The organism is Arthrobacter sp. 01N442, from assembly GCF_056399345.1.
This window is the reverse complement of sequence record NZ_JBFTRD010000004.1, coordinates 414,351-440,563: the sequence shown is the minus strand read 5'-3', so window position 1 is coordinate 440,563 and position 26,213 is coordinate 414,351. Positions and strand designations below refer to the sequence as shown.

The window sequence follows — 26,213 nt, the reverse complement described above, 5'->3', positions numbered from 1 at the left end:
CCGGCGCCGCCTTCGTGGGAAAGAACAGGGACCGGGACGGCATCCGCCGGCCCGGTCCTTTGCTTTACCCGGTCCTTTGCCTTTTCAGGGCCCGAAGCTTCCGCGGCGCTGTTCAACCCCGCAGGCGCTGTTCAACCCCGCAGTCGCTGTGAGTTCCGCCGCAGCTTCCGCGCGGCGTCGCGCGGCAGGCGCTTTGTCACGAGCCGGTAGAAGAGCAGCACCGCCACCGCCGAGACCACTATCCCGACCAGGTTCAGGAGAAGCTGCAAGGCAGAGCCGGCGGCCTTCTGATACTCACCCAGCACGAGGGAAACCGCCACAAACCCTGCCGCCGGAACGGTGGTGACGGAGATGAACACTCCGATCAGGGCCGCCGAACGCCGGCTGATCACGGACAGCATGCCGGCGGTACCCGCGAGCAGGGCGACAATCAGCGAGTAGGGGCCCGGGTGGTAGATGAACTCCACGGCGGAACCGCGGTCCAGGGCGTCGGTGGGGAACAGTCCAAGGGGGACGGATAGCCAGGCAGTGAAGGCGGCGGCCAGCATTGCGACCGGGAACCCGACGCCGAGTGCCAGCGCCGCGCTGCGGCCCAGCCGCCACTGCCTGCGCACCAGCGCAACGGCCAGCGCGGCGAGCGGGCCGAACTCGGGCCCCACTGCCATGGCGCCGACGATTGCGATGGTGGAATCGGTGACGATGCCGATTGCGGCAAGCTGGGTGGCGAGGACCAGGAACGCCAGGTAGCTCCACGTCAGCCTGGAGTCCTCGCCGGTCTGCCGCGACACCTCATCCCAGATCATGGCGTCCGCGCCTTCGCCGGGCGCTTCGTCGACCGCCTGGTCCGCGCGGTCGGACAGCACGAGTTCGGGAGTGGTGACCGATATGGATCCCACGTCCTGGACGTTCAGGGCGTGCAGCTTCTCGATCAGGGCCTCAACGGATTCCCGTGCCATGAACACGAGAATGACGTCGCCCGGGGGCACCACCGCGGCGCCGGGGTGCAACGCCACCTCCGCGACGCCGAGCTCGCCGGAGCAGCACTCGACCACCGCCCCGGAGAGTTCTTCCGGGACACATATCCGCAACTGTACGATCACTGGCGGCCTCCTTCGACTCGTAACAGACTAGCTGCGCGGGCCCGCCGGGCTCAGGGAATCCCGGCCGGACGGCGCCCCGGAAATTGGAAAAGAAAATTACGTTTCGGTAACATTGATGCTTTGGAAGCCAGCCTGAGGGATCCCACGTGACGAACGAGCGAACCATAGCCAGCCCGCAGCACGCGGCCGCGGGTTCTCCCGCGAGCCGGAAAACGAACTACCGCCCGGAAGTGCAGGGCCTGCGTGCCCTCGCCGTCCTCATGGTGGTGACTTACCACGTGTGGCTGGGCCGCGTGTCCGGCGGCGTGGACATCTTCCTGCTCATCTCGGCCTTTTTGATGACCCTGAGCTTCGCCCGGAAGGTGGAGGGCGGTAAGCCGCTCCGGCTGCTCAGCCACTGGCTGCATTTGCTCAAGCGGCTGCTGCCCGCCGTCGTCGTGGTGGTGCTGGGCGTGCTGATCGGCACCTGGGCCATCCTGCCGGCAAGCCGCTGGCCGGACATCCTGGACCAGGCCTGGGCGTCCCTGCTGTACCGGCAGAACTGGCTGCTTGCCGACACCGCCGTGGACTACTACGCCCAGGACCACTCGGGGGCGAGCCCGCTGCAGCACTTCTGGTCCCTGTCCATCCAGGGACAGGTGTTCCTGCTGTGGCCGCTCATCTTCGCCGGGGCCGCCCTGCTGCACAGGGGACTGCGCTACGCGCTCCGCCGCTGGACCAGGCTGGATGAACGGCTGCTGAATTACCGCCTGCTCCTGGCCCTCGCCTTCGGCGCCATCTTCGCTGTGTCGCTGGCCTACTCGATCGAGCAGACCGCCAGCAACCAGGCCTACGCCTACTTCGACACCCGGGCGCGGCTCTGGGAATTCGCGCTGGGCTCGCTGCTGGCGCTGGCCCTGCCGTACCTGAAGCCCGGGAAGGTACTGCGTGTGGTGCTGGGCTGGGCGGGGCTGGCCGCGATGCTCTCCTGCGGGCTGCTGCTGACCGTGGACCGTTCCTTCCCCGGGTTCATCGCGCTCTGGCCCACCCTCGCTGCCGCTGCCATCATCGTGGCGGGCCGCAGCGGCAGCCGCTTCGGCGTGGACCGCTTCCTGACCTGGCGTCCGCTCGTCGCGCTCGGCGACAACTCCTATGCCCTCTACCTCTGGCACTGGCCCCTGCTGGTGCTGGCCCTTGCCGGCATGGGAATCACCGCGCCGGACCTGGGCCAGGGGCTCGCGATTGTCGCCGCCTCCGTGCTGCTGGCGGTGCTCACCACCCGGTTCGTCGAGAAGCCGCTCCGCGAGTGGCACTGGCCGCAGCGCCGTGCCTGGCGCACCGCCGTCGTCATCGCCGCCTGCGGCGCGGTACTGGCCGGTCCGGTCACCTTGTGGCAGAGCCACATCACCGCCGACGAAGCCGCAGCCGCGGCCCAACCGAAGGAACTGACTCCCGGCGCCGCTGCACTGGCCCCGGAGAACGCCGGCAAACCGACGCCGGATGCCAAGATCATCCCGGCGCCGGCCGCCATGAAGAACGAATGGGCCGACATCGACGGGCTCTGCACCGGCGCGAACGTCCCCAGCGACCCCCTCCTGCAGGGCTGCCTGCAAAACAGCCGGCCGGACAAGGTCACCAAGAAGATCGTGGTGCTTGGCGACTCCCATGCCCAGCAGTACATGGCCGCGCTCGGGCCCATTGCCAAGAGCCACGGCTGGGAAGTCGTGACCCTGCTCAAGGGCAACTGCCGCTTCGGCGGAGAGTCTCCCGACCGGGACGCGGACTGCAACGCCTTCAACAAGGCCAGCTCCGACTATGTCCTGGCGCACAAGCCCGACGCCGTCTTCACGGTCGCTTCGCTGACGCACAAGGAAGCGCCGTTCGAAACCGAGGTGCCGCAGTACCTGGAGGGCATCAAGCCCTTCACCGACGCCGGCATCGAGGTGGTCGGTATCCGCGACAACCCGCGGTTCACCATCAACATGCCCGAATGCGTCCAGAAGAAGGGCCCCGACGCCGCCGAGTGCAACGTTCCGCTGCAGGAGTCCCTGGCGGCGTCCTCACCGCTGGACGACTACCGCGGCAAGGTCGCGCGCCTGCACCTGATGGACATGAGCGACTTCATCTGCGCCGACGGAACCTGCCCTGCCGTCGTCGGTAACGTGTACGTCTACAAGGACGACAACCACCTGACCAAGACCTACGTCCAAAGCATGATCCCGATGTTCGAAAAGCGGCTGCTGGCCACCACCGGCTGGAAGTGACGCCTGTGGCTCCGCGCGCCGGATGCCGTTGCTCACATTCGCGCCCCGGAATATGGGGATCGCCGCCAAGGTTCTACTATTTACACAACACTTCTGCACAGGCCATGCCCGTAATGACGGGCTGGTCATCTGCTGCAACCCCTACCCGTGAACCCAGAAACCCAAGGTAAGAGGCGCACTCATGACCCAGCCCGAACACGACCCTTTCGGCTTCGTTGGCCTGACCTACGACGACGTCCTGCTCCTGCCCGGACACACCAACGTCATCCCCTCCGAGGCTGATACCTCCTCGCGGATCTCCAAGCGCATCACGGTGAACACGCCGCTGCTGTCCGCCGCGATGGACACCGTCACCGAGTCGCGGATGGCCATCGCCATGGCCCGCCAGGGCGGCCTCGGCGTCGTACACCGGAACCTTTCGATCGCCGACCAGGCCGACCAGGTGGACCGGGTCAAGCGCAGCGAGTCCGGCATGATCACCAACCCCCTCACCATCGGCCCCGAGGCCACGCTGGCCGAGCTGGACGAGATCTGCTCGCACTACCGGGTGTCCGGCCTGCCCGTCGTGGACGAGGGCATGCGGCTGCTGGGTATCGTCACCAACCGCGACACCCGCTTCGTGCCCGAAACAGACTTCCCGATCCGGCTGGTCAGCGATGTCATGACCAAGATGCCGCTGGTCACCGGCCACGTCGGCATCAGCCGTGAGGAAGCCTCGCACAAGCTCGCGACCAACAAGATCGAAAAGCTGCCGCTCGTCGACGAGCAGGGCCGGCTGAAGGGCCTCATCACCACCAAGGACTTCACGAAGGCCGAGCAGTACCCGCTGGCCACCAAGGACGACGAGGGCCGGCTGCGCGTCGGTGCCGCCATCGGGTTCTTCGGCGACGGCTGGGAGCGCGCCATGGCCCTGATCGATGCCGGCGTGGACGCCCTCTTCGTGGACACCGCCAACGGCCACTCGCAGGGCGTCCTGGATATGATCCGCCGGCTCAAGTCCGACCCGGTGGCTGCGCACGTGGACATCATCGGCGGCCAGGCCGCCACCCGTGAAGGCGCGCAGGCCCTGATCGACGCCGGTGCCGACGGCATCAAGGTCGGCGTTGGCCCCGGATCCATCTGCACCACCCGCGTGGTGGCCGGCGTCGGCGTCCCGCAGATTACCGCCATCTACGAATCCGCCAAGGCAGCCATCCCGGCCGGCGTGCCGCTGATCGCCGACGGCGGCCTGCAGTACTCCGGCGACATCGGCAAGGCCCTCGTCGCCGGCGCCGACACGGTCATGCTCGGTTCGCTGCTGGCCGGCTGCGATGAGTCCCCGGGCGACCTGATCTTCGTCAACGGCAAGCAGTTCAAGCTCTACCGGGGGATGGGCTCGCTGGGCGCCATGCAGACGCGCGGCAAGAACACCTCCTACTCCAAGGACCGCTACTTCCAGGCCGACGTCTCCGGCGACGACAAGCTCATCCCGGAAGGCATCGAGGGCCGTGTCGCCTACCGTGGCCCGCTCTCCTCGGTGGCCTACCAGCTGGTCGGCGGCCTCCGCCAGACCATGTTCTACACCGGCGCCCCGACCGTGGCCGAGCTCAAGGCCCGCGGCAAGTTTGTCCGGATCACGCCGGCCGGCCTGAAGGAATCCCACCCGCACGACATCCAGATGACGGTGGAAGCGCCGAACTACGGCTCGCGCTAATCTCGGGCGCCGTGGGCCCACCGACGGCACGTAAAGACACGCAGGCCATGGGGAACTCTCCCCATGGCCTGCGTGTGTTTGTGCACGGTAGCCTCGACGGTGACCGGCGGCCAGGGATTCCCTGATCCGCGGCGGTAGCCGAGGACAACAGGGGGATTGCACGTGGCTGATGGATTCCAGGGGGCGGATCCCTCCCAGCTCAGGCGGCTAGGCGCGCAGATGGGTTCCTCAGGCCGGCTACTGCTGGCGCAGTTGGGTTCACTGGGACCCGGGGTTGCGCAAACCCCTTGGCCGGGACCGGACGCTGACAGGTTCCGGCAGGAATGGGAATCCGGGCACAGCCGGGCATTGCGTCAGGCGGCCGCGTTCCTGGCTGCCGCGGCGGAGGAACTGCTCCGCAACGCCGCGGAGCAGGAACAGGCCAGCCAGGCTGGCGGAGCCAACCAGGCCGGCGGAGCCCGCGCGGCCGGGACGGCGGCCGTTGGTCTTTCGGTGGCCACGCCGGTCCCTCAGCCCACTGACCTCCAGGGTAAGACCCCGGCCCAGCTGCGGTCCTGGTGGGACGGGCTCACCGCGGAACAGCGGACGGCCTTCATCGCCCAGCATCCGAACCTCGCCGGGAACACCAATGGCATCCCGTTCGAGGACCGCGTCCGCGCCAACGCCATCAACGCCCAGCACCGCATTGATTGGCTCCGCACCTCCGATCCGGAACCCGAATTCAATCCGCTGATCATGGCCGCCGGGTATCCGCAGATGTACGCGAAACAGCACGAGGCGTGGGCCGCGCGGCAGGAGGGAAAGGACTACTTGCAGAAAGTGGTCGACGGGAAGGTCAAACTCGTGGCCTACGACACGGCGCGCAGTGCGATCGTGGAGATGGTCGGCGACTACGACGCCGACACCACGACCGTCGTCACGTATGTGCCCGGAACCCGGACCAACGAGCAGTCCTTTTACGTCGGCCGCCCGCAATCGGTCCCGCAGTGGCTGGTGGGCTCGGACCCCTCACAGGGCACGGTTGCCTTCGTCTACAAAGGAACCGAGTTCCCCGACGGCGGATTTGCGGAGGCCTTCTTCGATGAAGCCAAGAGCGATGACTTCGTGGCCGCGACGGCCCCGGTGTTGCGGGACTTCCAGGCCGCCGTCGAGCTGGAAAAGCCGTCCGGGGCGCAGACAGTTGCCATCGGCCATAGCTGGGGCCTGCGGAACGTCACCGGCTCCGAAGTCGCCGGCGCCCACTATGACAAGGTCATCGCCCTCTCCGGGGCCGCCATGCCGCCAGGCTGGACCGCCGATCCTGGCACCCAGTACTCGAGCTACACCTACCCTGACATCCTGTTGACCGCGGAGCGCAGCGGGGTCGTGGGAGACAATTACCCCATGAAGGAGCCCGCCTTTGAAAAGCATGTGTACGCCCCGCCCGGAGGCGCCGGCTGGCAGGAGGCCTACAGCAGCGATAACCACAGCCTCATCGCGACGACGGATCCGTTCAACGGTCCGGCCCTGGCAGACATCCGCAGGGAGATCCGTGCGCGGTAGGGGCGGGTCGAACGATCGGGCAGGCAGCTGGTTCGGGCCGCTGGCCGTCAGCCTGTGCCTTGGCCTGTCAGCCTGCGGAGCAGGATCCGCACCACAAGAGAGTCAAACGATGAAACCCATGACGCTGGAAACCGCCAAATCCAAGCTCTTGGCCGTGCAGCACGAGATTATCGGGATGGTCCCGGCCGAAGCGTCCGTTTCGGTTTTCGAGAATGACACCTCCAGCCTGATGCCCTGCAGCGGCGAGCAGAAGAAGTGGGCGGGGACCGGCCAGGTCGAGCTGCGCCCGGGCCTGGACCGCGCAAAGTTCCTGGACAAGGTCCGGGATTCAGTCTCCGTCCGCTCCGGCTGGTCGGCGACGGACGGGAAGGACAACGACGGGAACCGCCGGGTGGAGCTCCGCCACGAAGACGGGACCCAGCTGCTGGTGTCTTTTTGGGACGGCCCGGAGAGCCTGCAGATCGACAGCTTCAGCGCCTGTTTCGAGTTCCCGGAGTACCAGTACGGGCAGAAATACTAGAGGGGCTGCGCGGCTGGACGTCCGTTACGCCCACCGCCCACCGCCGCAACTAGGCTGAAGCTATGTCCGAACTCCTGCCCGCGCGCGAGCCCAAGCGGAAACTGGCGCTGCGGCCCTACGCCCGGGCCGTGGCGCAGGTGCTGCGGGTCAGCTTCCAGGCCTCGCCTGCCGCCGTCGTGATGAAAGTGGTGGGCTCGTTGATCTCGGCGCTGCTGCCGCTGGTCACCACCTACTTCGCCGCGCTGACCACGACGGCGCTCGCGGCAGCGTATGCAGGAAATGCGGCCGCCGGGCAGCAAGCCATCGTCTACGTCATCATCACCGCGGCGCTCGGCCTGTTCTGGGGAGCCTTCAGCAGCGTGGACCGCTACATCCAGCAACTCATGAGCTTCCGGGTCGGCGCGATCGTGGGGGACCTGATGTACGAACGGTTCCTCGCCCTCGACTTCTGGCGCTACGACGACAAGGAGACGGTGGACCTGTACGACAGGGCGAAGCGCTTCTCCGATTCCTACGCCCGCGTCCTGGACCGGATCGCCGCGATCTTCACCCAGTTGGTCTCGGTGATCCTGGCCATCGGCGCGCTGCTGCTGGTCAGCTGGTGGATCGCCGTGATCGTCCTGGTGGCGATCGTGCCCAGCGTCTACCTGCAGTTCAAACTGTCCCGCGAACAGATTGCGCACTGGAACACCCAGGTTGACTCGCGCCGGCAGCGGCGGATGATCGAAACGAACCTGCTGCGCCCGCAACATATCGCCGAAATGCGGCTGTACGGGATCGTTGGTTACCTGATGGGGCTCCGGTCCCGGCTCCGGGATGCGGACGAAAAGCGCCGGCTCGACTTCCAGAAGCGCTACATCCCCAAACAGCTCGCCGCCGATGCCCTGCAGTACGGCGCCGAAGTGGTGTCGCTGATCTGGGTGGTGGGACAGATCATCGCCAGGGCGCAGCCGGTGGGGCAGTTCCTCTACGTCCAGCAGATTGTCAGCCGGGCCCTGTCCACGGCCAACAACCTGGTCTCCTCGCTCAGTTCCATCGACGAGGACCTCGCCAACCTCAAGGACTACGAGCTGTTCATGGCGCTGCCGGTCCACTCCGAGCACGCCCCGCCCCTGCTCCAGGCGCCCCGGACCGTGGAACTGCGCGACATCCGCTTCACCTACACCGGCAGCGAGCTGGAAGTCATCAAAGGCATCTCGCTGACCATCCGGCAGGGCCAGCACATCGCCATCGTGGGGGAGAACGGGGCGGGCAAGTCCACCCTGATCAGGATCCTCGCCGGGCTCTACCGACCGGACTCCGGGCAGGTGCTGCTCGACGGCGTCGACCTTGCCGCCGTCGACGTGAAGTCCTGGCACCGCCACCTGGCGGTGCTCAGCCAGGAGTTCCTCAAGTACGAGTTCGCCACGGCGGCGGAAAACATTTTCTTCGGCGACGTCGATGCGCCGCGCGACGACGAGCGGATCCGCCGGGCCGCTGCCGATGCAGAGGCCCTCGAGTTCATCAACAAGCTGCCCAACGGGCTGGACAACCACGTCAGCAACTGGATGGAGGATCCCCGCGGGCGGAAGGGCAGCGGCCTGTCCGGCGGGCAGTGGCAGCGGCTGGCGATGGCCCGGAACTTCTACCGGGATGCGTCCTTCATGGTGATGGACGAACCGACGTCGGCGATTGACGCCCTGGCCGAGCACCGGATCTTCACCCGGCTCTTCGCCGACCGCAGCAGCACCATCATCGCCATCAGCCACCGGCTCGCGACGATCGAGAAGGCGGACATCGTCTACATGCTCGAAGACGGCAGAATCGTGGAACAGGGCACGCACAAGGAACTGGTGGGGTTGCGCGGGCGTTACTTCCGGATGTTCGAGTCCCAGCTCAGTGTGGACGAGACCGAGGGCGTCTGAGCCGCGGCGCGTGCGCCGGCTGATGGCAGGCGCAGCAAACCGGACGCGGCTTAGTCTCCGGAAACGATCGTGGTGCGGACCGTCGCCACCGAAGGCCGGGCTGGGACGCTGCCGAAACCGAACGTCACGGCCGGCCTGATCGGCACCAGGGGGCCTTGGTCTGCGCCGCCCCACCGGACCCGGGCGCCGGTGATCCGGTGAAGATCCGTTACACCGTAGTACTCCCTCCGGCCGTTCCCGGCGGTGCCGGACGTCCGGGCACCCGGGCTGAGCAGGGCCGCCACCGGATTGATGGTCCGCAGCCAAGCCGGGTGGACAGCCAGCGGGCGGGGGACCGCCCGGAGGCCGAAACCCACCGCCGTCCTGGGGCCAACGCTTGCCTCGATGCTCAGCGGGCCAGCGGCGACCGACAACCGGCGGCCGTCCAGGCCTGCGGCCACGTCCACGATCCGCACCTCGTCGAAGCTGTACGTGGCGGCAATGAAGTTCGCTACGTCGTCGGAGGGGGCCAGCAGCAGCCGTTGCCCGGTGTCCGTCTGGACCATGACGTCCGCGAAAGCCCCGAAGGGGGAGTGGCGCCAGATACCGACGACGGCCCGGAGGCCGGAGGCGGCACCGATCCCGGCTATGTGTCCGTCAAAGATCCAGCGCTCAGCCATGGAGCCACTGTAGTCAACCCGCCGGGCGGACATGTCCTCCCCAGGCCGCGGCCAGTGGACATAATGCCGATATGCCCGTCCCCGCGCACAAAGAATGGGCATGTCCTCCCGGCGAGGGAGGGCATGCCCATTCTGTGCGGCGGACCAGAACCTAGGAGGTGGTCACCGAGGTGTCGTCAAGGTAGAAGTACGTGGCAAGGGAGGAATCTTCCACGCCGAGGAAACGCAGGGTGACGGACTTGCCCTTGAACGCGGACAGGTCCAGCGTCTTCAGGACGTACCCTGTGGACTGGTTCAGGTTCGAGTAGGTGGCCAGGGTCGTGGTCACCCCGCCGCTGATGACCTGGACCTTCAGGGTGTCGTACGCGGAGCCGGTGGTTGTCTCGTCCGTAAGCGTCTTCAGGTAGAAGGACAGCGAGGAGCCGCTGACCGAAGACGGGATGGAAAAGGCCTGGTCCAGGGTGTACGAGGTTGACTTGCCCCAGCCGTTCAGCCCCGCGAAGCCGCTGCCGCTGCGGGCAGCGGTGCCGGTTTCGAAGGTGTCCGTCTGGTTGGAGGTCCAGGACGCCGAGCCGCTTTCAAAGCCGGGGTTCAGCAGCAGGTTGCCCGACGGCGGTGGCGGAGTGCTTCCGCCGAGCAGGCCCATCGTGGCGGTGGCGTCGGAGAGACCCGCGCCGCAGCCCTTGGTGCAGCCGCCGGGCATGGCCCGGGTGCCCTGCCGGAGCGTGGACTCCACCTGGGCCGGCGTGAGTGAAGGTGACTTGGACTTCATCAGGGCGACGAGTCCGGCCACGTGCGGGGTCGCCATCGAGGTGCCCTGGTAGTAGGCGTAGCCGGCCGCTGCCGGCGTCGTTGTTCCGGTGTTGAGCGTGGAGAGGATGCCGCCGCCGCTGACGCTGGTGTCGCCGCCCGGGGCGGTGAGGTCAACGGTGGCGCCGTAGTTGGAGTAGTACGAGAGGGAACCGCTAGGGTTGCTGGCGGCCACGGTCACCACCGAGTTGCAGTTGGCCGGACGGAAGCCGGAGGCATCCTGGTTGCTGTTGCCCGCGGCCACCACGACGGTGGTGCCCCTGGACACGGCGGAGTCGATGGCGGCCTGGTAGGTGGTGCCGCAGGCCCCGGAACCGCCCAGGCTCATGTTGATGACCTTGGCCGGATTGGCGTTGGCGGGGATTCCGGAAACGGTGCCGCCGGAAGCCCAGATGATGGCGTCCGCGATGTCGGAGAGCGAGCCGCCGCACTTGGCCAGCACCCGGACGGGCAGGACCTTGGCGTTGGGAGCGACTCCGGCGACGCCGGCGGCGTTGCCCGTCACGGCGGCGATGGTGCCGGAGACGTGCGTGCCGTGCCAGGAGGAGTTCCCTGCCGTGGTCTGCCCGCATTCGCCGGCCGCGTACCAGTCACCCTGGTCCTGCGGGTTGGAATCGCGGCCGTTTCCGTCGCGCGCGGCAGTGGCATCCGACACGAAGTCGTAGCCCGGCAGCACGTTGGCGTCGAGGTCCGGGTGCGCCGTGATGCCGGTGTCGATCACGGCCACGGTGGATCCGGACCCGGTGGAGACATCCCAGGCGCCGGGGATCCGCATGCCGTTGGTGCCGGTGAAGTCCCACTGTTCCCCGTAGCGGGTGTCGTTCGGGGTCAGCACGGCCGTCATGCGGGCGTCGGGCTCGACGGCGTTGACGGCTCCAGAAGCGACGATGGCGTCCATGAAGTCCGTGGCGGCCTGGTCGGACAAGGCCTTGTCGGAGGAGATCAGGGTTGCGCCGGTGGCCAGGGCGCGAAGTTCCCGCACGCTCACCCCTTGCTGCTTCGCGGCCTTACCCCAGGCGTTCGCCCGGCCGTTGGGGGTGGCGTTGCCCGGCGTCTTCTTGAAGCTGACGATGAACTGCGTGTACGCCTCGCCGGCGTTGACGTCCGGCGCCGGTGCGGTCTCCGAGGCGACCGGGCCCGTGACGGGGGCCGCGAGCACCGGGGAGACGGCGAGGGTCATGGTGCCAACGACGGCCGCCAGCGAGAGGGCCAGGACGCGCGAGGTCCTGCGTGATGCACTTCCCATGGGTTCTGCTTTCTATAACCGGGCATTGCGGAATGCCCGGAACTGGGTGGGGAGGCCGCCGGGCGAAATCCCCGGGCGGCCGAAAGTAAACGTAAGGGCATTTTCACGATTTGTAAACTATTGACAAAATCGGTCAAGTCAGTGTGAGCTATCGATTATTTCGGAGTGCTTCGCGGCGTCGAACGGGGCCTGCCGGCGAGGGCTGCCGCGCTCCGACCGGCGGGGCAGCCCGGGCCGATGCCGGGTCCCGGGCCGGGTCAAGTAAAGTGGGGACGTGACTTACGAGATTGAGATCGGCCGTGGCAAGCGTGGGCGTCGTGCCTACTCCCTGGATGACATTGCGATCATCCCCAACCGACGTACGCGTGATCCCAAAGACGTCTCCGTCTCCTGGCAGATCGATGCCTACAAGTTCGACATGCCAGTCATTGCCGCGCCGATGGACTCCGCGATGTCCCCGGAAACCGTCATTGCGCTCGGCCGGCTCGGTGGCCTCGGCGTCCTCGACCTGGAAGGCCTCTGGACCCGCTACGAGGATCCGCAGCCGGTCCTGGACCAGATCGCAGCCCTCCAGAACGAGACGAACAGCCCTGCCGTCACACGCCGCATGCAGGAGCTCTACCAGGCCCCGATCCAGCCCGAACTGATCACCTCGCGGCTGGCCGAGATCCGCGCCGCAGGGGTAACCGTGGCCGGTTCGCTGACGCCGCAGCGCACCCAGGAGCACTACAAGACCGTCGTCGCCGCCGGCGTGGACATCTTCGTCATCCGCGGCACCACAGTCTCGGCCGAGCACGTCTCCAAGGACCACGAGCCGCTGAACCTCAAGCAGTTCATCTACGAACTCGACGTCCCGGTCATCGTGGGCGGCGCGGCCGGCTACACCCCGGCCCTGCACCTCATGCGCACCGGAGCCGCCGGCGTGCTGGTCGGGTTCGGCGGGGGAGCCACCACCACCACCCGCCGCGCCCTGGGCATCCACTCGCCGATGGCCTCCGCCATCTCCGACGTCGCCGCCGCCCGCCGGGATTACATGGACGAATCCGGCGGACGCTACGTGCACGTCATCGCCGACGGCGGCATGGGCACCTCGGGCGACGTCGTCAAGGCCATCGCCATGGGCGCCGACGCCGTCATGCTCGGCAGCGCCCTGGCCCGCGCCGAAGAGGCCCCCGGCAAGGGCTGGCACTGGGGCCAGGAAGCCCACCACCTCGAACTTCCGCGCGGCGACAGGGTCAACGTCGGCACCGTCGGCCCGCTCCAGGAAGTGCTTTTCGGACCAGGCCACCACACCGACGGGACCTCGAACCTGATCGGCGCGCTGCGCCGCTCAATGGCGACCACCGGCTACTCGGACCTGAAGGAATTCCAGCGCGTCGACGTCGTCGTCTCGCCCTACGCCGGCAACTAAGCCCCGCGCCGGCGGGGCCATAGCCTTTCGCCGGCGCAGCTAAAGCCCTGCCCATCCGGAGAACTTGGAAGTAGTGTGGTGCACTACGAGGTTTGATCCGGATGGAGGCGTGAGATGAACAGTTTTCCCGGTGGTGCTCCCTTGGCAGGCGGCGCGCTCGGGCCCGCGGAACGCGAAGCGTCCCTCGCGGTGCTCAAAGCCAGCACCGAGCCCGGCAAGGAACTCGACATCCTGATCGTGGGCGGCGGCATCGTCGGTGCCGGAGCCGCCCTGGATGCCGTGACCCGCGGCCTCAGCGTGGGCATCGTGGAGGCCAACGACTGGGCGGCGGGAACCTCGTCGCGGTCCTCGAAGCTCATTCACGGCGGCCTGCGGTACCTGGAGATGCTCGACTTCGCGCTGGTCAAGGAGGCCCTGCACGAGCGCGGCCTGATCCTCTCCGTTCTCGCCCCCCACCTTGCCCGGCCGGTCCCGTTCCTCTACCCGCTCACCAAGCGCTTCGTGGAACGGCCCTACGTCGGCTCCGGCATCATCCTCTACGACGCCATGTCCATCACCGGCGGCCACAGCCGCGGCGTCCCGTTCCACAAGCACCTGAGCAGGCGCGGCACGCTGCGGGCGGCGCCCAGCCTCAAGGACGACGCGTTCGTGGGCTCCATCCGCTACTACGACGGCCAGGTCGACGACGCGAAATACGTCGCCAACCTCGTCCGCACCGCCGCCTACTACGGGGCGCACGCGGTGAACCAGATGGCCGTGGTGGACTTCCTGCGCGAGGGCGAACGGGTGGTGGGCGCCAAGGTCGTCAACCATGAGGACGGCTCCAGCTTCAACATCCGGGCCAAGCAGGTCATCAACGCCACCGGCGTCTGGACGGACGAAACCCAGGCCATGGTCACCGACCGCGGCCAGCTCAAGGTGCGGGCCTCCAAGGGAATCCACCTGGTGGTGCCGAGGGACCGTTTCCAGTCCACGGTGGGTCTGATCCTGCGGACCGAGAAGTCCGTGCTGTTCGTCATTCCCTGGGGCCGGCACTGGATCATCGGCACCACGGACACCGACTGGCACCTGGACAAGGCGCACCCGGCGGCGTCCAGCAAGGACATCGACTACATCCTCGAACACGTCAACAAGGTCCTCAAGCGGCCGCTGACCCGGGAGGACGTCGAGGGCGTTTATGCGGGACTGCGCCCGCTGCTGGCCGGGGAGAACGACTCGACGGCCAAGCTCTCCCGCGAACACGTCGTGGCCCACCCGGTGCCGGGCCTTGTCGTCGTGGCCGGCGGCAAGTGGACCACCTACCGGGTCATGGCCAAGGACGCCGTGGACGAGGCAACCCGCAGCATGGACGAACGCGTCCCGCCGTCGTGCACCGAATCCATCCCGCTGCTGGGCGCCAGCGGCTTCAAGGCCGCCTGGAACAAGCGCAACCGGATGGCGGAGGAGACCGGCGTCCACGTCGCGCGGATCGAACACCTGCTCAACCGCTACGGCTCGATGGCTCCGGAGGTGCTGGCGCTGATCGGGGAGAACCCCGAACTGGCCGAGCCGCTGCCCGGCGCCGACGATTACCTCGCGGCCGAGGCTGTGTACGCCGCCAGGTTCGAGGGCGCCCGCCATGTCCAGGATGTGCTGACCCGCCGGACCCGGATCTCGATCGAGGCGTGGGACCGCGGTGTGTCCGCCGCGCCGGTAGTCGCTAAACTGATCGGTGAGGTTCTCGGCTGGAGCGATGCGCAGCGCGAGAGCGAGATCAAGCACTACCTGGCACGGGTCGACGCGGAACGGTTGAGCCAGGAGCAGCCGGACGACGAATCCGCCGACGCAGCTCGAATGGGCGTCGAGGACATCGTCCCGCTGCGCTGACCGGGGACGCCGCACGGCGCACCACCAGTCGGCGTGCACCGACGCCACTTCGAAGGGACACCTCTTGGCGGAACCACTGGACAGGTACGATGCCGACCTCACCACGCCGCAGATGGTGATCCTGGAGCTCGATGCGAAGGACAAGTTCGACGCCGCCGCCCAGCTCGCGCAGCGGATGTATGACGCCGGCCGGATCTCCGACCTGGAGGGATTCCTCGGCCACGTCAACGCCCGCGAACACCAGCTGGCCACCGGGCTTCCCGGCGGCGTCGGCCTGCCGCACGCCCGCAGCGAGTACGTTTCCCGCACCTCCATCGCCGTGGGGATCACCAAGTACGGCAAGGCCCTGGACTTTGGCGCGGCCGACGGCCCGGCCACCGTTGTCCTGCTGATCGCGACGCCGGCAAGTTCCTTCTCCGACCACTTGGAAGTGCTGGCCACGCTGGCGCGTTCGCTGTCCAAGGAGTCATTCCGGGAGTCGCTGCGCCGGGCGTACGATCCCGAGGTCATCTCGGAACTGATCAATTCGTCCCTGGTGTTCTTCGACCACTAGAGATTGGGGCAGGCCCTTTCGTGTCGACTCCGTCGCCACGTAGGGACCTGAACCCGGACCGCCCCGTTTCGTTGTTCTACACGCGGACGAAGTACGGTTAAGGGGTGTTGAAAACCGCCCTCAAACCCCGCTGGATCGCAGGCCTCGTGCTGGCGATCGTGATTTCCGGGGTCTTTGTGCTGCTGAGCCAGTGGCAGTTTGGCCGCTCCACGCGGGCCGAGGCGCCGGTTTCCACGGGGACCGAGGACGCCCGCCCGCTGACCGCGGTGCTGAAGCCGGGCCAGTTCTTCCCGGGCACGGCGTCCGACCAGGTGGTTACCGCCACCGGCAGCTATGACCCGCGGAAGCAAGTCCTGGTGCCGGGCCGGATCCACGACGGGGCCAAGGGCTTCTGGATCGTCTCCGCCTTCGCGGTGCAGGGCGCCCCCGCCCTGTCCGGCGCCGGTGCCTCGCCGCAGACCTGGATCCCGGTGGCACGGGGCTGGGTCGCCGACCCGGCGGATGCCACGGTACCGCCGTCGGGCACCATCGAACTCACCGGCCGGCTGATTCCTTCGGAGGCGCCGCTGCCCAACACCGACGCCGGCCCCGGGCGTGCCACCGCAGTCTCCGTTGCGGAACTCATCAACCTCTGGGACGTCAGCAGCTACCCCGGGTTCGTGGCCGCCAGCGCCGAGCGCTCCGGGGGCGCCGACGTGGCCGCCGCCGGCGCCGTCAAACCGCTCAACATTGGTCCGCAGCCGCCGGCGCAGACCGTGAACTGGCTCAACCTCTTCTACGCCGCTGAGTGGGTGGTCTTCGCCGGCTTCGCCCTGTTCATCTGGTGGCGGCTGGTCAAGGACGACTATCGCCGCGGCCTCGAAGACGCCCAGGATGAAGCGGCCGCCCGGCTCGCTGCCTCGGGCGGCCCCGAGGGCGCTGCTTCCCCCGAAGATTCCCCCGAATCCGACCCAACCAATCCGAGAGTGCAATCATGATCGAGCCCCAGCCGGCCATCCAGCCGCAGCAGTCCAACGGAACGGGTAACGCCAACGGCAAGAAGCGCCGCTTCGGCGGCACCGAGGCGCAGATCCGCTCCGCCCTGAAGTTCTACAAGGTCCTCGCCTACCTGACGGGCTCCATGCTTCTCCTGCTCTGCGCGGAGCTGATCGCGCGCTACGTCTTCGGCCAGTATCTTTTCGCCGGCGGCACCAACGCCGTCACCGGACAGCCGTTCGGCTTCGGGTTCGCCGACGCCGATCCGGCCGGAGTGATAAACGGAGTGAACCTGTCCGTGACGGTGCTGATCGTGCACGGCTGGATGTACGTCGTCTACCTGATGTCCAATTTCCGGCTCTGGTCGCTCATGCGCTGGCCCTTTGCCAAGCTCATCATCCTGGCGCTGGGCGGCGTCGTGCCGTTCCTGTCGTTCTTCGTGGAGAAGAAGTTCCACGCCGAGGTGGAGGCCGAACTGGCCGCCAACCCGCAGGCTCCGCAGCGCTACTGAGCCGCGCCCCTGACTGCGCCCCTGAACCGGGGAATTACCCTGTGAGTTCGCTTACCCGGGGCTTCTCAATGTGCGGGGGACCGGCGGTGCAAAGTAGGCTAGGACAGTGACCACTCCCACTGCATCCCAGACGTCCCAAAGGCCTGTCCTGGTTGTTGACTACGGTGCCCAGTACGCGCAGCTGATTGCCCGCCGCGTCCGGGAAGCGAATGTGTATTCGGAAGTCGTTCCGCATACCTACAGCACCGAGCAGCTGCTGGCTAAGAACCCGGCCGCCATCATCCTCTCCGGCGGCCCCGCCAGCGTCTACGCCGAAGGTGCCCCGAGCGTGGGAGCCGACCTGTTCGAGGCAGGTGTGCCGGTGTTCGGCATCTGCTACGGCTTCCAGGCCATGGCCAACGCCCTGGGCGGCAAGGTGGCCCGGACCGGCCTGCGCGAATACGGCGCCACCGAGACCACCACCATTGGCGAAGGCCGCTCCATCCTGGAGGGCATGCCGCAGCACCAGAGCACCTGGATGAGCCACGGCGACTCCGTCCACGAAGCCCCGGAGGGCTTTGAGGTCCTCGCGACGACGGCGGGCGCCGACGTCGCCGCCTTCGCGAACGAAGAGAAGTGCCTCTACGGCGTGCAGTGGCACCCCGAGGTGAAGCACTCCGCCTACGGCCAGCAGGTTCTCGAGAACTTCCTCTTCAAAGGCGCCAAGCTGGAACCGAACTGGACCACGGGCAACATCCTCGAGGAACAGGTCGCCCGCATCCGCGAGCAGATCGGTGACTCCCGGGTCATCTGCGGCCTCTCCGGCGGCGTTGACTCCGCCGTCGCCGCAGCCCTGGTGCAGCGTGCCGTCGGCGACCAGCTGACCTGCGTCTTCGTGGACCACGGACTGCTGCGCGAGGGCGAAGCCGAGCAGGTTGAACGCGACTTCGTGGCCGCCACCGGCGTCAAGCTTTACGTCGCCAACGAGCAGGAGCGCTTCCAGGCCGCGCTGGCCGGCGTCAGCGACCCGGAAACCAAGCGCAAAATCATCGGCCGCGAATTCATCCGCGCCTTCGAAGAAGCCGAGCTGGCCATCATCGCCGAGGCCGCCGCGCACGGTGAAAAGATCAAGTTCCTCGTCCAGGGCACCCTGTACCCGGACGTCGTCGAATCCGGCGGCGGCGAGGGAGCTGCGAACATCAAGAGCCACCACAACGTGGGCGGCCTGCCGGAAGACCTTCAGTTCGAGCTCGTGGAACCGCTGCGTGCCCTGTTCAAGGACGAGGTGCGCGCCGTCGGTGCCCAGCTAGGCCTGCCGCAGGAAATCGTGGGCCGGCAGCCCTTCCCGGGCCCCGGGCTCGGCATCCGGATCGTTGGCGAAGTGACCAAGGAGCGGCTCGACCTGCTGCGCAAGGCCGACGCCATCGCCCGCGCCGAGCTGACCGCGGCCGGCCTCGACAATGAGGTCTGGCAGATGCCCGTGGTCCTGCTGGCGGACGTCCGCAGCGTCGGGGTGCAGGGTGACGGCCGCACCTATGGCCACCCGATCGTGTTGCGTCCGGTGTCTTCCGAGGACGCCATGACGGCGGACTGGTCGCGGCTGCCCTACGAGCTGCTCGCCCGGATCTCCAACCGGATCACCAATGAGGTGGACGGCGTGAACCGCGTGGTGCTGGACGTCACCAGCAAGCCGCCGGGAACCATCGAATGGGAATAGCGTTGTGAATGGCCGGCCTCCTCGGAGGCCGGCCATTTTCTTTGGGCCAAGCCGCTGCGGCGAAGCAATTTGCCCACGAATTTGGTGTGTGCCAGTGTTGCGGCCCCGCACCAACGCCCGATTCGGGCTAACCTCGAAAACATGCCGGTATGGTCCAGGGCGTCCCGCGCGAACCCAGAAGCCGCGAACACAGAAACCGTGAGCACAGAAAAGAAGGCAGCAGTGTCAGTTGGTCAAGGCCACCCCGAGGGCTCCGAGGAGTTCAGGAAATGGCTGTCGGGTCTCAAACCCGTCACCGGAGCAGACACCATGCTGCGCTTTACGAAGACGCCTGAAGGCTCCATAGACCTGACCCACGCGCACCCTTCCGGCCTGGCCCAGCTGATGGCCGGGCGACGGACCCGCCTGTCGACCCTGATCCGCGACCGCCAGCAGTACGTCGTCGCCGCCCGCGCCTCACGCAACCTCCGTTCCAAGATCTTCGAGCTCGCCAACGACCGCGGCATCGACGCCGGCTACTTCTCGGCCGGCACCGTCGTCTGGACCTCCGCCGTCGGGGGCAAACCGCAGCGCGTCTCCGCGCCGGTCATGCTCACCGCCATCTCCCTCACCGTCCGCCCCGGCGAGGACGACTACGAACTGCAGCTCACTGAGCAGGCCCGGATCAACCCGGCCCTGGTCCGGCACCTGAAGACCATCCACGGCATTGTGTTCGACGTCAACGCCGTAACCCGGATGGCCTACAGCACGGCCCGATTCGACCCGCAGCCGGTGCTCGACCGCCTGGGCACCCTGATCCAGCCGATCCACGGCGCGGAAATCGAGCACAACCTGCTGGTCTCCACGTTCGCCGACCTCTCCGGCAACCTGGACGACCCGTGGATCAACCAGACCAACCCGACCGTGGCGGCCCTCGGCCGCGCCGCTGCCGGCGCACCCGTCGACGTCCCCCCGCTGGAGGAGGGACGCTTCCCCAGCACGGATGAGCGCAGCCCCGCGGACGAACTCCTGCTGCTCGACGCCGACACGGACCAGCAGTACGTCGTGGACGCCGTCCGTGCCGGCGACTCACTCGTGGTCAGCAGCCCGCCGGGAACCGGCCAGACCCAGACGGCGATCAACACCATCGGTGCGCTGGTCGACGAAGGCAAGAGCGTCCTAGTCGTAGGCGACCGCCGCGCCAGCCTGGGCGAGGTCTCCGCCCAGCTGGAGGCGCTGGGGCTCGAGACGCTGCTCGTGCAGCTCGCCGGCAACTCCACGCCCCTGATGCTCAAGGGTCAGCTGGTCCGCGCGATCGTCCGCAACGAAAAGTCGCTCGAACCGCAACTGGCGAACCTGCACTCCACCCTGACCGAGCACCGTCACGCCCTGATGGACCATGTCGCTTCCCTGCACAACGTGCGGGCGCGCTGGGGCTGCTCGCCGTATGAGGCGATGCAGTCGCTCGCCGCGCTGACCGCCATCCACCCGGCGCCGGCCACCACTGTCCGGCTCAAGCGCAGCGTGCTGGACAGCATCCGGGACCGCGCCGAACTCGCGGGGCGGCTCAAGCGGGCCGCGGAGCTGGGCAGCTTCAGCCGGGCCTCCACCATGAGCCCGTGGCACGGCGCGCGGCTGCTGACGCGCAAGGAGACCCAGGAGGCGCAGCAGGTGGCCCGCTCCGTCGCGGAGAAGCTCCCGCAGTTGCGCGAACGGATGAACGGCGTCGCTGAACACGCCGAGATCCGCCTTGGCGAGACGTTCGCCGAGTGGGGGGACCAGATCGAGCTGCTGGTCGCCGTCCGGGAAAGCCTGGACAAGTTCACCCCCGACATTTTCGACCGGCCCGTCCATGATCTGATTTCGGCTACCGCCCCGTCCTCGTGGCGCCGCGAACGGAACATCGAAATGGCGTCCATGCAGCGCTCCCGCCTGCGGCGCGTCGCCAAGGAGTACGTCCGTCCGGGCGTGCACATCGCGGACCTCCACAGTTCGCTGGTGCTGGTCCAGGAGCAGCGGGCAAGCTGGTCCGGTTACGCCACCACCCAGCGCCACCCGGCCGTCCCATCCGGGCTGGCCGAGATCACGGCCCTGTACCGTGAGCTGGAGTCCGAGCTGAGCGAGCTGAGTGCGGCCGTGCGGCACACGGCTGCCGGCGGAGCCGTCCGGGAGACCCCGTACGAGGAACTGATGGAGCGCCTGGAACGCCTCGTCGCGGACACCGGCACGCTGGAGACCCTGCCTGAGCGGACCCTGCTCGTGGAGAACATGCGCGAGCACGGCCTGGGCGAACTGCTCGCGGACCTCGCCGAGCGCGAGGTGCCGGCGGAATCGGTGGCCGCGGAGCTTGAGCTGGCCTGGTGGCAGTCCGCCCTCGAAGCCATGATCAGCGGCGACGACTATCTTGCGATGTCCGACGGCGATGCCCTCCGCCAGCTCGAAGCGGAGTACCGCCTCGCGGACAACGCCCACATCGCCAGCGGTGCCGCCCGGCTGCGCTGGAAACTCGCGGAACGGTGGCGCGCCGCCCTCAGCGAGCACCCCCGGCAGGCCGACCTGCTGCGCAGCCTGCTGAAGGACGGACGGGTGACCCCCGCGGCGCTGACCGCGCAATCGCCGGAGCTCGTGCCCATGCTGGTGCCGGTCTGGTCCGTCAGCCCGTACCTCATGACCAGCCTGCTGCCGGCCGAACAGCGCTTCGACGCGGTGGTGATCCTGGATGCCGAGGCCACCTCGCTGCAGGCCGTGCTGCCCGCCGTCGCCCGCTCCCGGCAGGTCATTGCCTTTGGCGACGACAAGATCGCCAGCCCCCGCGGCTTCACCGTAGGGGTCGAGAGGCTCGCCGCCGGCGAAAACTCACACCAGCCCGTGGAGAGTGCGTACCAGGCACTCGCCGCGGTGCTGCCGGTCTGGAAACTGAGGACCGTCTACCGTGCCGTCGACGAGGACCTGGTCCGGCAGCTGAGCAAGGGATTCTACGACGGCGGACTCCGCAGGCTTCCGGAGGGGCAGTCAGCCACCGGGCTGGACCGGGCCCTGACGGTGGAGTACCTGCCGGACGGGACCGGCCTGCCGAGCGCCGACCACGACGGCGTCGAATCGGTGGTCGCCGAAGTGAACCGCGTGGTGGAACTGGTCTTCGAACACGCAAGGCTCCGCCCGCGCACTTCGCTGGCCGTTGTCACCGGCAGCCTGCGCCATGCCGCCCGGATTGGCGAGGCCATCCGGCGGCAGCTGCCCAACTACCCGCTGCTGGGGAGCTTCTTCACCGCCGGCGACGAATCGTTCCGGGTGGTGGACCTTGAACGGGCCCAGGGACTGGTCCGCGACCATGTCATCTTCTCGCCCGGTTACGGCCGCACCCCGCACGGGCGTGCGCTGCACAGCCTCGGCCCGCTGTCAGCCGAGGGCGGCCGCGCCAAGTTCGCACTCGCGATGACCCGGGCCCGGCGCTCACTGCACGTATTGAGCTGCTTCCGGCCTGAGGACCTGGACGTCACCCGCCTGAGCCACGGAGCGGTGGACTTCTACGAACTCCTGGACCGCGAAATCGCGGGCAACTCCGATCTGGGGAGCCCGGCGTCACGTGCCGCGGCCAGCGAGCAGGCCCTCGGCGCCGACCCGCTGGTGGCCGATCTCGGCGACCGGCTCCGTGCCCGCGGTGCGCGGGTCTGGCACCAGTACGACGGCGTCCTGGACATGGTTGCCGCTGCCGACCCGATGCACACCATCGGCCAGGACGACGCAGAGATTCCCCGCCCGGTTGCCATCGAGTCGGACGGCACCGAACGGTACCGGCGGATGACGGTGCGTGAGCGCAGCCGCCTCCGCCCGCAGCTGCTAGAGCGCATGGGCTGGCGGTACATGCCACTATGGACCATAGAGGTCTTCACCGATCCTTCCGCCTGCGCGGACCGGATCGGCGGCTACCTCGGACTGGAGAAGCCGGTGGCATCGAGCCGAACGCGCACCTCGCCCGGCTTTTCCGACGACATCGAGAACCTGAGCGTCGAAGACGTACAGGAAGCCTACGCCCCGGCCACCGCGGACCGGAGCTAGGCCGCGGCCGGTGCCGCTCAGCAGGGAACAGTTATTCGCAGCAAGGAGGCCGGCGGCATGAGCGCAGACGCCGAGAACGACAAGCACAAACAGCGTCACGGTGGTGACGCGAACCGGTCCGGCGACTCGGACGCAACCACCCCGGACGCGTCCGTGCCGAGCCAGGATGCAGGTTCCGGGAAGTCAAAGGGTCAGCCGGCATCCGGTGCCGCGGTATCCGGGGGAGTGCTGCCGAACAAGGCGGCCGAAGACGATCCGCGACGCTGGGGCGACCAGCCCGGCAGCTACGATCACGACGCCTGGCTCAAGGAACAGCGCCCACCACATTGGGGCTGACCGGCGCACCGGTGAGCCGGCGATCCTCCGCCTAGCCGGACCCGGCCCCGACCAGGACGAAGAACAGCTTGCCCTGGGTGGAGGATCCGGCGAGTTTCCGGGCCTGGTCCCGGTCCGCTGCCACCACCATCAGGCCGTCCGTCTCCCCGGCGTCGAGCCATGGGTCGGCACGTCCGCCCTGGGCGGAGGTCCACAGGACCGGAACCGCCGACGCGAGCACCCGGGGTGCTGCTGCCTTCCCGTAGCCGTCGCCGCTCGTCATGACGACATTGACCAGCTGGCCGGGGGAGACCAGCTGGATCGAGGCTGGGTCGGCCATGCGAAGGGGCACGGCCGCCGAACCCGGCGGGCTGCCGGCCAGCAGCCCCGGGCCAACAAGCTGGGTTGGTTGTGACAGGTTTGGATGGCCCCGGTAGGACGGTTATTTCTGGCCCCACTTCGTGACTCGCCGGGCAGGTTGTGACGGTTATATGTGGCCCCGCCTTCAACGTTGGATTCATCAGTGGATGGATGCGGCGGAAGGCTGTTCTGGATGGATTCGAGAGTGGAGTTATTCGCGCAGATCCGAAGGGACGCCCGGGTCGAGGGCCTCTCGGTCCGCGCACTGGCGTCCAAACACAAAGTTCACCGAAGGACGGTTCGACAGGCTCTGGAGTCGGCCTCCCCTCCCCCACGCAAGCCAAGAGAAGCGGTTGCCTGGCGGCTGGAGCCGTTCAAAGCAGCGGTAGACGCGATGCTCATCGAGGACACGACCGCGCCGCGGAAACAGCGCCATACCGCCCGCAGGATCCTGGCCCGGCTGATCGAGGAGCACGGCGCGGAGGAGCTGTCGTATTCGACGGTGCGTGACTATGTGCGGATCCGCCGGGCCCAGATCGATGTTGAAGCCGGCCGCCGGGTGGAGGCATTCGTCCCGCAGGAACACGCCCCGGGCGCTGAGGCCGAGGTGGACTTCGGTGAAGTCTGGGTTGTGCTGAACGGGGTGAAGACGAAGTGCCATATGTTCGTCTTCCGGCTGTCCCAGTCTGGCAAGGCCTTCCACCGGATCTATCCGACGCAGGCGCAGGAGGCTTTCCTGGAAGGCCACATCGAGGCGTTCAACGAGATCGGCGGCGTGCCGGTCAGGCACATCCGCTATGACAACCTCACGAGCGCTGTTACTGCGCTGGTGTTCGGGCAGGGCCGGCAGCGCAAGGAAAACGACCGATGGGTGCTGTTCCGCTCGCACTACGGCTTCGATCCCTTCTACTGCCAGCCCGGCATCGCCGGGGCGCATGAGAAAGGCGGGGTCGAGGGGGAGGTTGGCTGGTTCCGCCGCAACCGGCTCTCGCCCATGCCCATTGCTGCGTCTCTGGATGAGCTCAACGACCGCATCCGGGCCTGGGAGGCCGTGGACGATCGACGGCGGATCAACGACAGGATCCGCACGATCGGCCAGGACTTCGCCGCCGAACGGCCGTTCCTGGCGCCGTTGCCGGCGGAAGCGTTTGATCCGGGTCTGGTGCTGACGCCCCGGGTGGACAGGTCTTCAATGATTACGGTGCGGATGGTGAAGTATTCCGTCCCGGCCCGGTTCATCGGCAGGAAAGTCCGGGTCTCGCTGCGGGCGTCCGAGGTCGTGGTGTTCGACGGCCGTGCCGTGGCTGCCAGGCATCAGCGGATCGTTGCCAAGAGCGGGCAGTCCGTCCAGCTGGATCACTACCTCGAGGTCCTCAAGACCAAGCCCGGCGCGCTGCCCGGTTCCACCGCCTTGGCCCGGGCGCGGGCGTCCGGGGCTTTCACCAGCGCCCACGAGGCGTTCTGGGCAGCTTCGCGCCGGGTGAACGGCGACGCGGATGGGACCCGTGAACTCATCGACGTCCTGCTGCTCCACCGCTCCATGGATGCCGGAGACGTCCGGGCAGGGATCACCGCGGCGCTGGGAGTGGGGGCCGTCAGCGCCGACGTGGTCGCGGTCGAGGCCCGCAGACACGCTGCGGGCATCCCCGTGGGTGGGTCCGGTTCGGACCGTCATCCCGGTGCTCATGACGAGGTGAATGTGCAACGGGTTGTCAGTCTCACCCAGCGCCGGCTCATGGACCCCGCAGCCGTCATCGCCGGACTCCCGCCGGACACGCGCCCGCTTCCGTCGATCGGGGTTTACGACGAGTTGCTGGCCAAACGCACCGATCATCCCGCAGGAACCGTGTCGAAGGAGAACATCTCATGAGCCCAGCAGCACCCTCGACGACCATCACTCCGACCCTGCGCCGGCGGCGCGGCCTGACCGAACAGGCCGCGGTCGCAGCCGTGGACCAGGCCTGCCGCCGGCTGCGCCTGCCCACGATCCGGGCCGTGCTGGACGAAGCCCTGACCGTCGCCGGAAAGGAACAACTCTCGTACCAGGGCTTCCTGGCGGAGCTGCTGCTGGCCGAGTGTGACGACCGGGACCGGCGCTCCTCCATCCGCCGCGTCAAAGCAGCGAACTTTCCCCGGGACAAATGGCTCGGGGACTTCGATTTCGACGCCAACCCGAACATCAACCCCGCCACCATCCACACCCTCGCCACCGGCGACTGGATCCGCAAAGGATCGCCGCTGTGCCTCATCGGGGACTCCGGGACCGGGAAATCCCACCTGCTCATCGGGCTCGGCACCGCAGCGGCCGAGAAGGGCTACCGGGTCAAATACACCCTCGCGACCCGGCTCGTGAACGAACTCGTCGAGGCCGCCGATGAGAAGATCCTGGCCAAGACCATCGCCCGCTACGGCCGGGTCGATCTGCTCTGCATCGACGAGCTCGGCTACATGGAACTGGACCGCCGCGGCGCCGAGCTCCTCTTCCAGGTCCTCACCGAACGCGAAGAGAAAAATTCCATCGCCATCGCCAGCAACGAATCGTTCTCCGGCTGGACGAAAACCTTCACCGACCCCCGCCTGTGCGCGGCGATCGTTGACCGGCTGACCTTCAACGGCGCCATCATCGAAACCGGCACCGACTCCTACCGCCTCGCCCACACCGTCGCCCAACAAAGCGTAGGCTAGCCGGGCGCTCCTTGCTCAAGATGCCGCACCGGTCCGAAGCAACTCGGTTACGTCGTCCAGCGGGCCACCTGCAGCCAGCCGCGGGC

At 67.8% G+C, this 26,213-nt stretch carries 19 protein-coding genes; 15 read left to right on the top strand and 4 right to left on the bottom strand.

Annotated elements, in window-relative coordinates; translation table 11 throughout:
* Positions 1–131: 131 nt before the first annotated feature.
* Complete coding sequence (locus AC1DNC_RS09430) at positions 132–1,100, bottom strand: DUF389 domain-containing protein (RefSeq protein ID WP_476862303.1); 969 nt, start codon at positions 1,098–1,100, stop codon at positions 132–134.
* A gap of 146 nt (positions 1,101–1,246) precedes the next feature.
* Between AC1DNC_RS09430 and AC1DNC_RS09425 the strand changes: the two genes are divergently transcribed.
* From AC1DNC_RS09425 to AC1DNC_RS09405, 5 genes are all read left to right on the top strand, one after another.
* On the top strand, positions 1,247–3,343 hold the full coding sequence (locus AC1DNC_RS09425) for an acyltransferase family protein (protein ID WP_476862302.1): 2,097 nt from the start codon (positions 1,247–1,249) through the stop codon (positions 3,341–3,343).
* Between the two features lie 181 nt (positions 3,344–3,524).
* Positions 3,525–5,036 carry an IMP dehydrogenase gene (guaB, locus tag AC1DNC_RS09420; RefSeq protein WP_476862301.1) on the top strand — a complete coding sequence of 504 codons (1,512 nt, stop codon included), beginning with the start codon at positions 3,525–3,527 and terminating at the stop codon, positions 5,034–5,036.
* A gap of 348 nt (positions 5,037–5,384) precedes the next feature.
* Positions 5,385–6,578, top strand: coding sequence for a hypothetical protein (locus AC1DNC_RS09415; RefSeq protein WP_476862300.1), 1,194 nt, complete (start codon positions 5,385–5,387; stop codon positions 6,576–6,578).
* Between the two features lie 109 nt (positions 6,579–6,687).
* Entirely contained in the window at positions 6,688–7,098 is a 411-nt protein-coding gene (locus AC1DNC_RS09410) for a hypothetical protein (RefSeq protein WP_476862299.1), read from the top strand.
* A gap of 62 nt (positions 7,099–7,160) precedes the next feature.
* A complete protein-coding gene (locus AC1DNC_RS09405) occupies positions 7,161–9,002 on the top strand; it encodes an ABC transporter ATP-binding protein (protein WP_476862298.1) in 1,842 nt (613 codons plus the stop codon).
* 50 nt (positions 9,003–9,052) lie between these two features.
* On the opposite strand, the gene AC1DNC_RS09400 is transcribed toward AC1DNC_RS09405, so the two are convergent.
* A complete protein-coding gene (locus AC1DNC_RS09400; protein WP_476862297.1) occupies positions 9,053–9,661 on the bottom strand; it encodes a hypothetical protein in 609 nt (202 codons plus the stop codon).
* A 151-nt stretch (positions 9,662–9,812) separates the two neighbouring features.
* A complete protein-coding gene (locus tag AC1DNC_RS09395) occupies positions 9,813–11,717 on the bottom strand; it encodes a S8 family peptidase (protein ID WP_476862296.1) in 1,905 nt (634 codons plus the stop codon).
* 274 nt (positions 11,718–11,991) lie between these two features.
* Here AC1DNC_RS09395 and AC1DNC_RS09390 point away from each other — a divergent pair, with 274 nt between their 5' ends.
* The 8 genes from AC1DNC_RS09390 (at position 11,992) to AC1DNC_RS09355 (ending at position 23,103) form a co-directional block, all read left to right on the top strand.
* Positions 11,992–13,128 (top strand): GuaB3 family IMP dehydrogenase-related protein, encoded by a 1,137-nt coding sequence (locus AC1DNC_RS09390; RefSeq protein ID WP_476862295.1) that lies wholly within the window; start codon positions 11,992–11,994, stop codon positions 13,126–13,128.
* A gap of 114 nt (positions 13,129–13,242) precedes the next feature.
* Entirely contained in the window at positions 13,243–14,994 is a 1,752-nt protein-coding gene (locus AC1DNC_RS09385) for a glycerol-3-phosphate dehydrogenase/oxidase (protein WP_476862294.1), read from the top strand.
* A gap of 64 nt (positions 14,995–15,058) precedes the next feature.
* Complete coding sequence (locus tag AC1DNC_RS09380) at positions 15,059–15,547, top strand: PTS sugar transporter subunit IIA (RefSeq protein ID WP_476862293.1); 489 nt, start codon at positions 15,059–15,061, stop codon at positions 15,545–15,547.
* Positions 15,548–15,651: 104 nt separating this feature from the next.
* Positions 15,652–16,524, top strand: coding sequence for an SURF1 family protein (locus AC1DNC_RS09375; protein ID WP_476862292.1), 873 nt, complete (start codon positions 15,652–15,654; stop codon positions 16,522–16,524).
* Entirely contained in the window at positions 16,521–17,033 is a 513-nt protein-coding gene (locus AC1DNC_RS09370; RefSeq protein WP_476862291.1) for a DUF3817 domain-containing protein, read from the top strand. The genes AC1DNC_RS09375 and AC1DNC_RS09370 overlap by 4 nt, the downstream gene beginning before the upstream one ends.
* Positions 17,034–17,139: 106 nt before the next feature.
* The gene (guaA, locus tag AC1DNC_RS09365; protein ID WP_476862290.1) at positions 17,140–18,729 is read left to right on the top strand and encodes a glutamine-hydrolyzing GMP synthase; all 1,590 of its coding nucleotides are present in this window, start codon (positions 17,140–17,142) and stop codon (positions 18,727–18,729) included.
* A 222-nt stretch (positions 18,730–18,951) separates the two neighbouring features.
* Complete coding sequence (locus tag AC1DNC_RS09360; RefSeq protein WP_476862289.1) at positions 18,952–22,767, top strand: AAA family ATPase; 3,816 nt, start codon at positions 18,952–18,954, stop codon at positions 22,765–22,767.
* A 57-nt stretch (positions 22,768–22,824) separates the two neighbouring features.
* Positions 22,825–23,103: a hypothetical protein gene (locus AC1DNC_RS09355; RefSeq protein WP_476862636.1), complete on the top strand. Its 279-nt coding sequence runs from the start codon at positions 22,825–22,827 to the stop codon at positions 23,101–23,103.
* Positions 23,104–23,134: 31 nt separating this feature from the next.
* Here AC1DNC_RS09355 and AC1DNC_RS09350 read toward each other — a convergent pair whose 3' ends face one another.
* Positions 23,135–23,464: an RcpC/CpaB family pilus assembly protein gene (locus tag AC1DNC_RS09350; RefSeq protein WP_476862626.1), complete on the bottom strand. Its 330-nt coding sequence runs from the start codon at positions 23,462–23,464 to the stop codon at positions 23,135–23,137.
* A gap of 171 nt (positions 23,465–23,635) precedes the next feature.
* On the opposite strand from AC1DNC_RS09350, the gene istA reads away from it, so the two are divergent.
* Both istA and istB read left to right on the top strand, forming a co-directional pair.
* A complete protein-coding gene (istA, locus tag AC1DNC_RS09345) occupies positions 23,636–25,312 on the top strand; it encodes an IS21 family transposase (protein WP_476862288.1) in 1,677 nt (558 codons plus the stop codon).
* Positions 25,309–26,127, top strand: coding sequence for an IS21-like element helper ATPase IstB (gene istB, locus AC1DNC_RS09340; protein ID WP_476862287.1), 819 nt, complete (start codon positions 25,309–25,311; stop codon positions 26,125–26,127). The genes istA and istB overlap by 4 nt, the downstream gene beginning before the upstream one ends.
* The last annotated feature ends 86 nt before the right edge of the window (positions 26,128–26,213 follow it).

Bases quoted from the DNA above. Each gene is read 5' to 3' on its own strand.
- istA (WP_476862288.1), top strand. From the start codon at position 23,636: ATGGATTCGAGAGTGGAGTTATTCGCGCAGATCCGAAGGGACGCCCGG.
- AC1DNC_RS09405 (WP_476862298.1), top strand. From the start codon at position 7,161: ATGTCCGAACTCCTGCCCGCGCGCGAGCCCAAGCGGAAACTGGCGCTG.
- guaB (WP_476862301.1), top strand. From the start codon at position 3,525: ATGACCCAGCCCGAACACGACCCTTTCGGCTTCGTTGGCCTGACCTAC.
- istB (WP_476862287.1), top strand. From the start codon at position 25,309: ATGAGCCCAGCAGCACCCTCGACGACCATCACTCCGACCCTGCGCCGG.
- AC1DNC_RS09370 (WP_476862291.1), top strand. From the start codon at position 16,521: ATGATCGAGCCCCAGCCGGCCATCCAGCCGCAGCAGTCCAACGGAACG.
- AC1DNC_RS09385 (WP_476862294.1), top strand. From the start codon at position 13,243: ATGAACAGTTTTCCCGGTGGTGCTCCCTTGGCAGGCGGCGCGCTCGGG.
- AC1DNC_RS09410 (WP_476862299.1), top strand. From the start codon at position 6,688: ATGAAACCCATGACGCTGGAAACCGCCAAATCCAAGCTCTTGGCCGTG.
- AC1DNC_RS09400 (WP_476862297.1), bottom strand. From the start codon at position 9,661: ATGGCTGAGCGCTGGATCTTTGACGGACACATAGCCGGGATCGGTGCC.
- AC1DNC_RS09355 (WP_476862636.1), top strand. From the start codon at position 22,825: ATGAGCGCAGACGCCGAGAACGACAAGCACAAACAGCGTCACGGTGGT.
- AC1DNC_RS09395 (WP_476862296.1), bottom strand. From the start codon at position 11,717: ATGGGAAGTGCATCACGCAGGACCTCGCGCGTCCTGGCCCTCTCGCTG.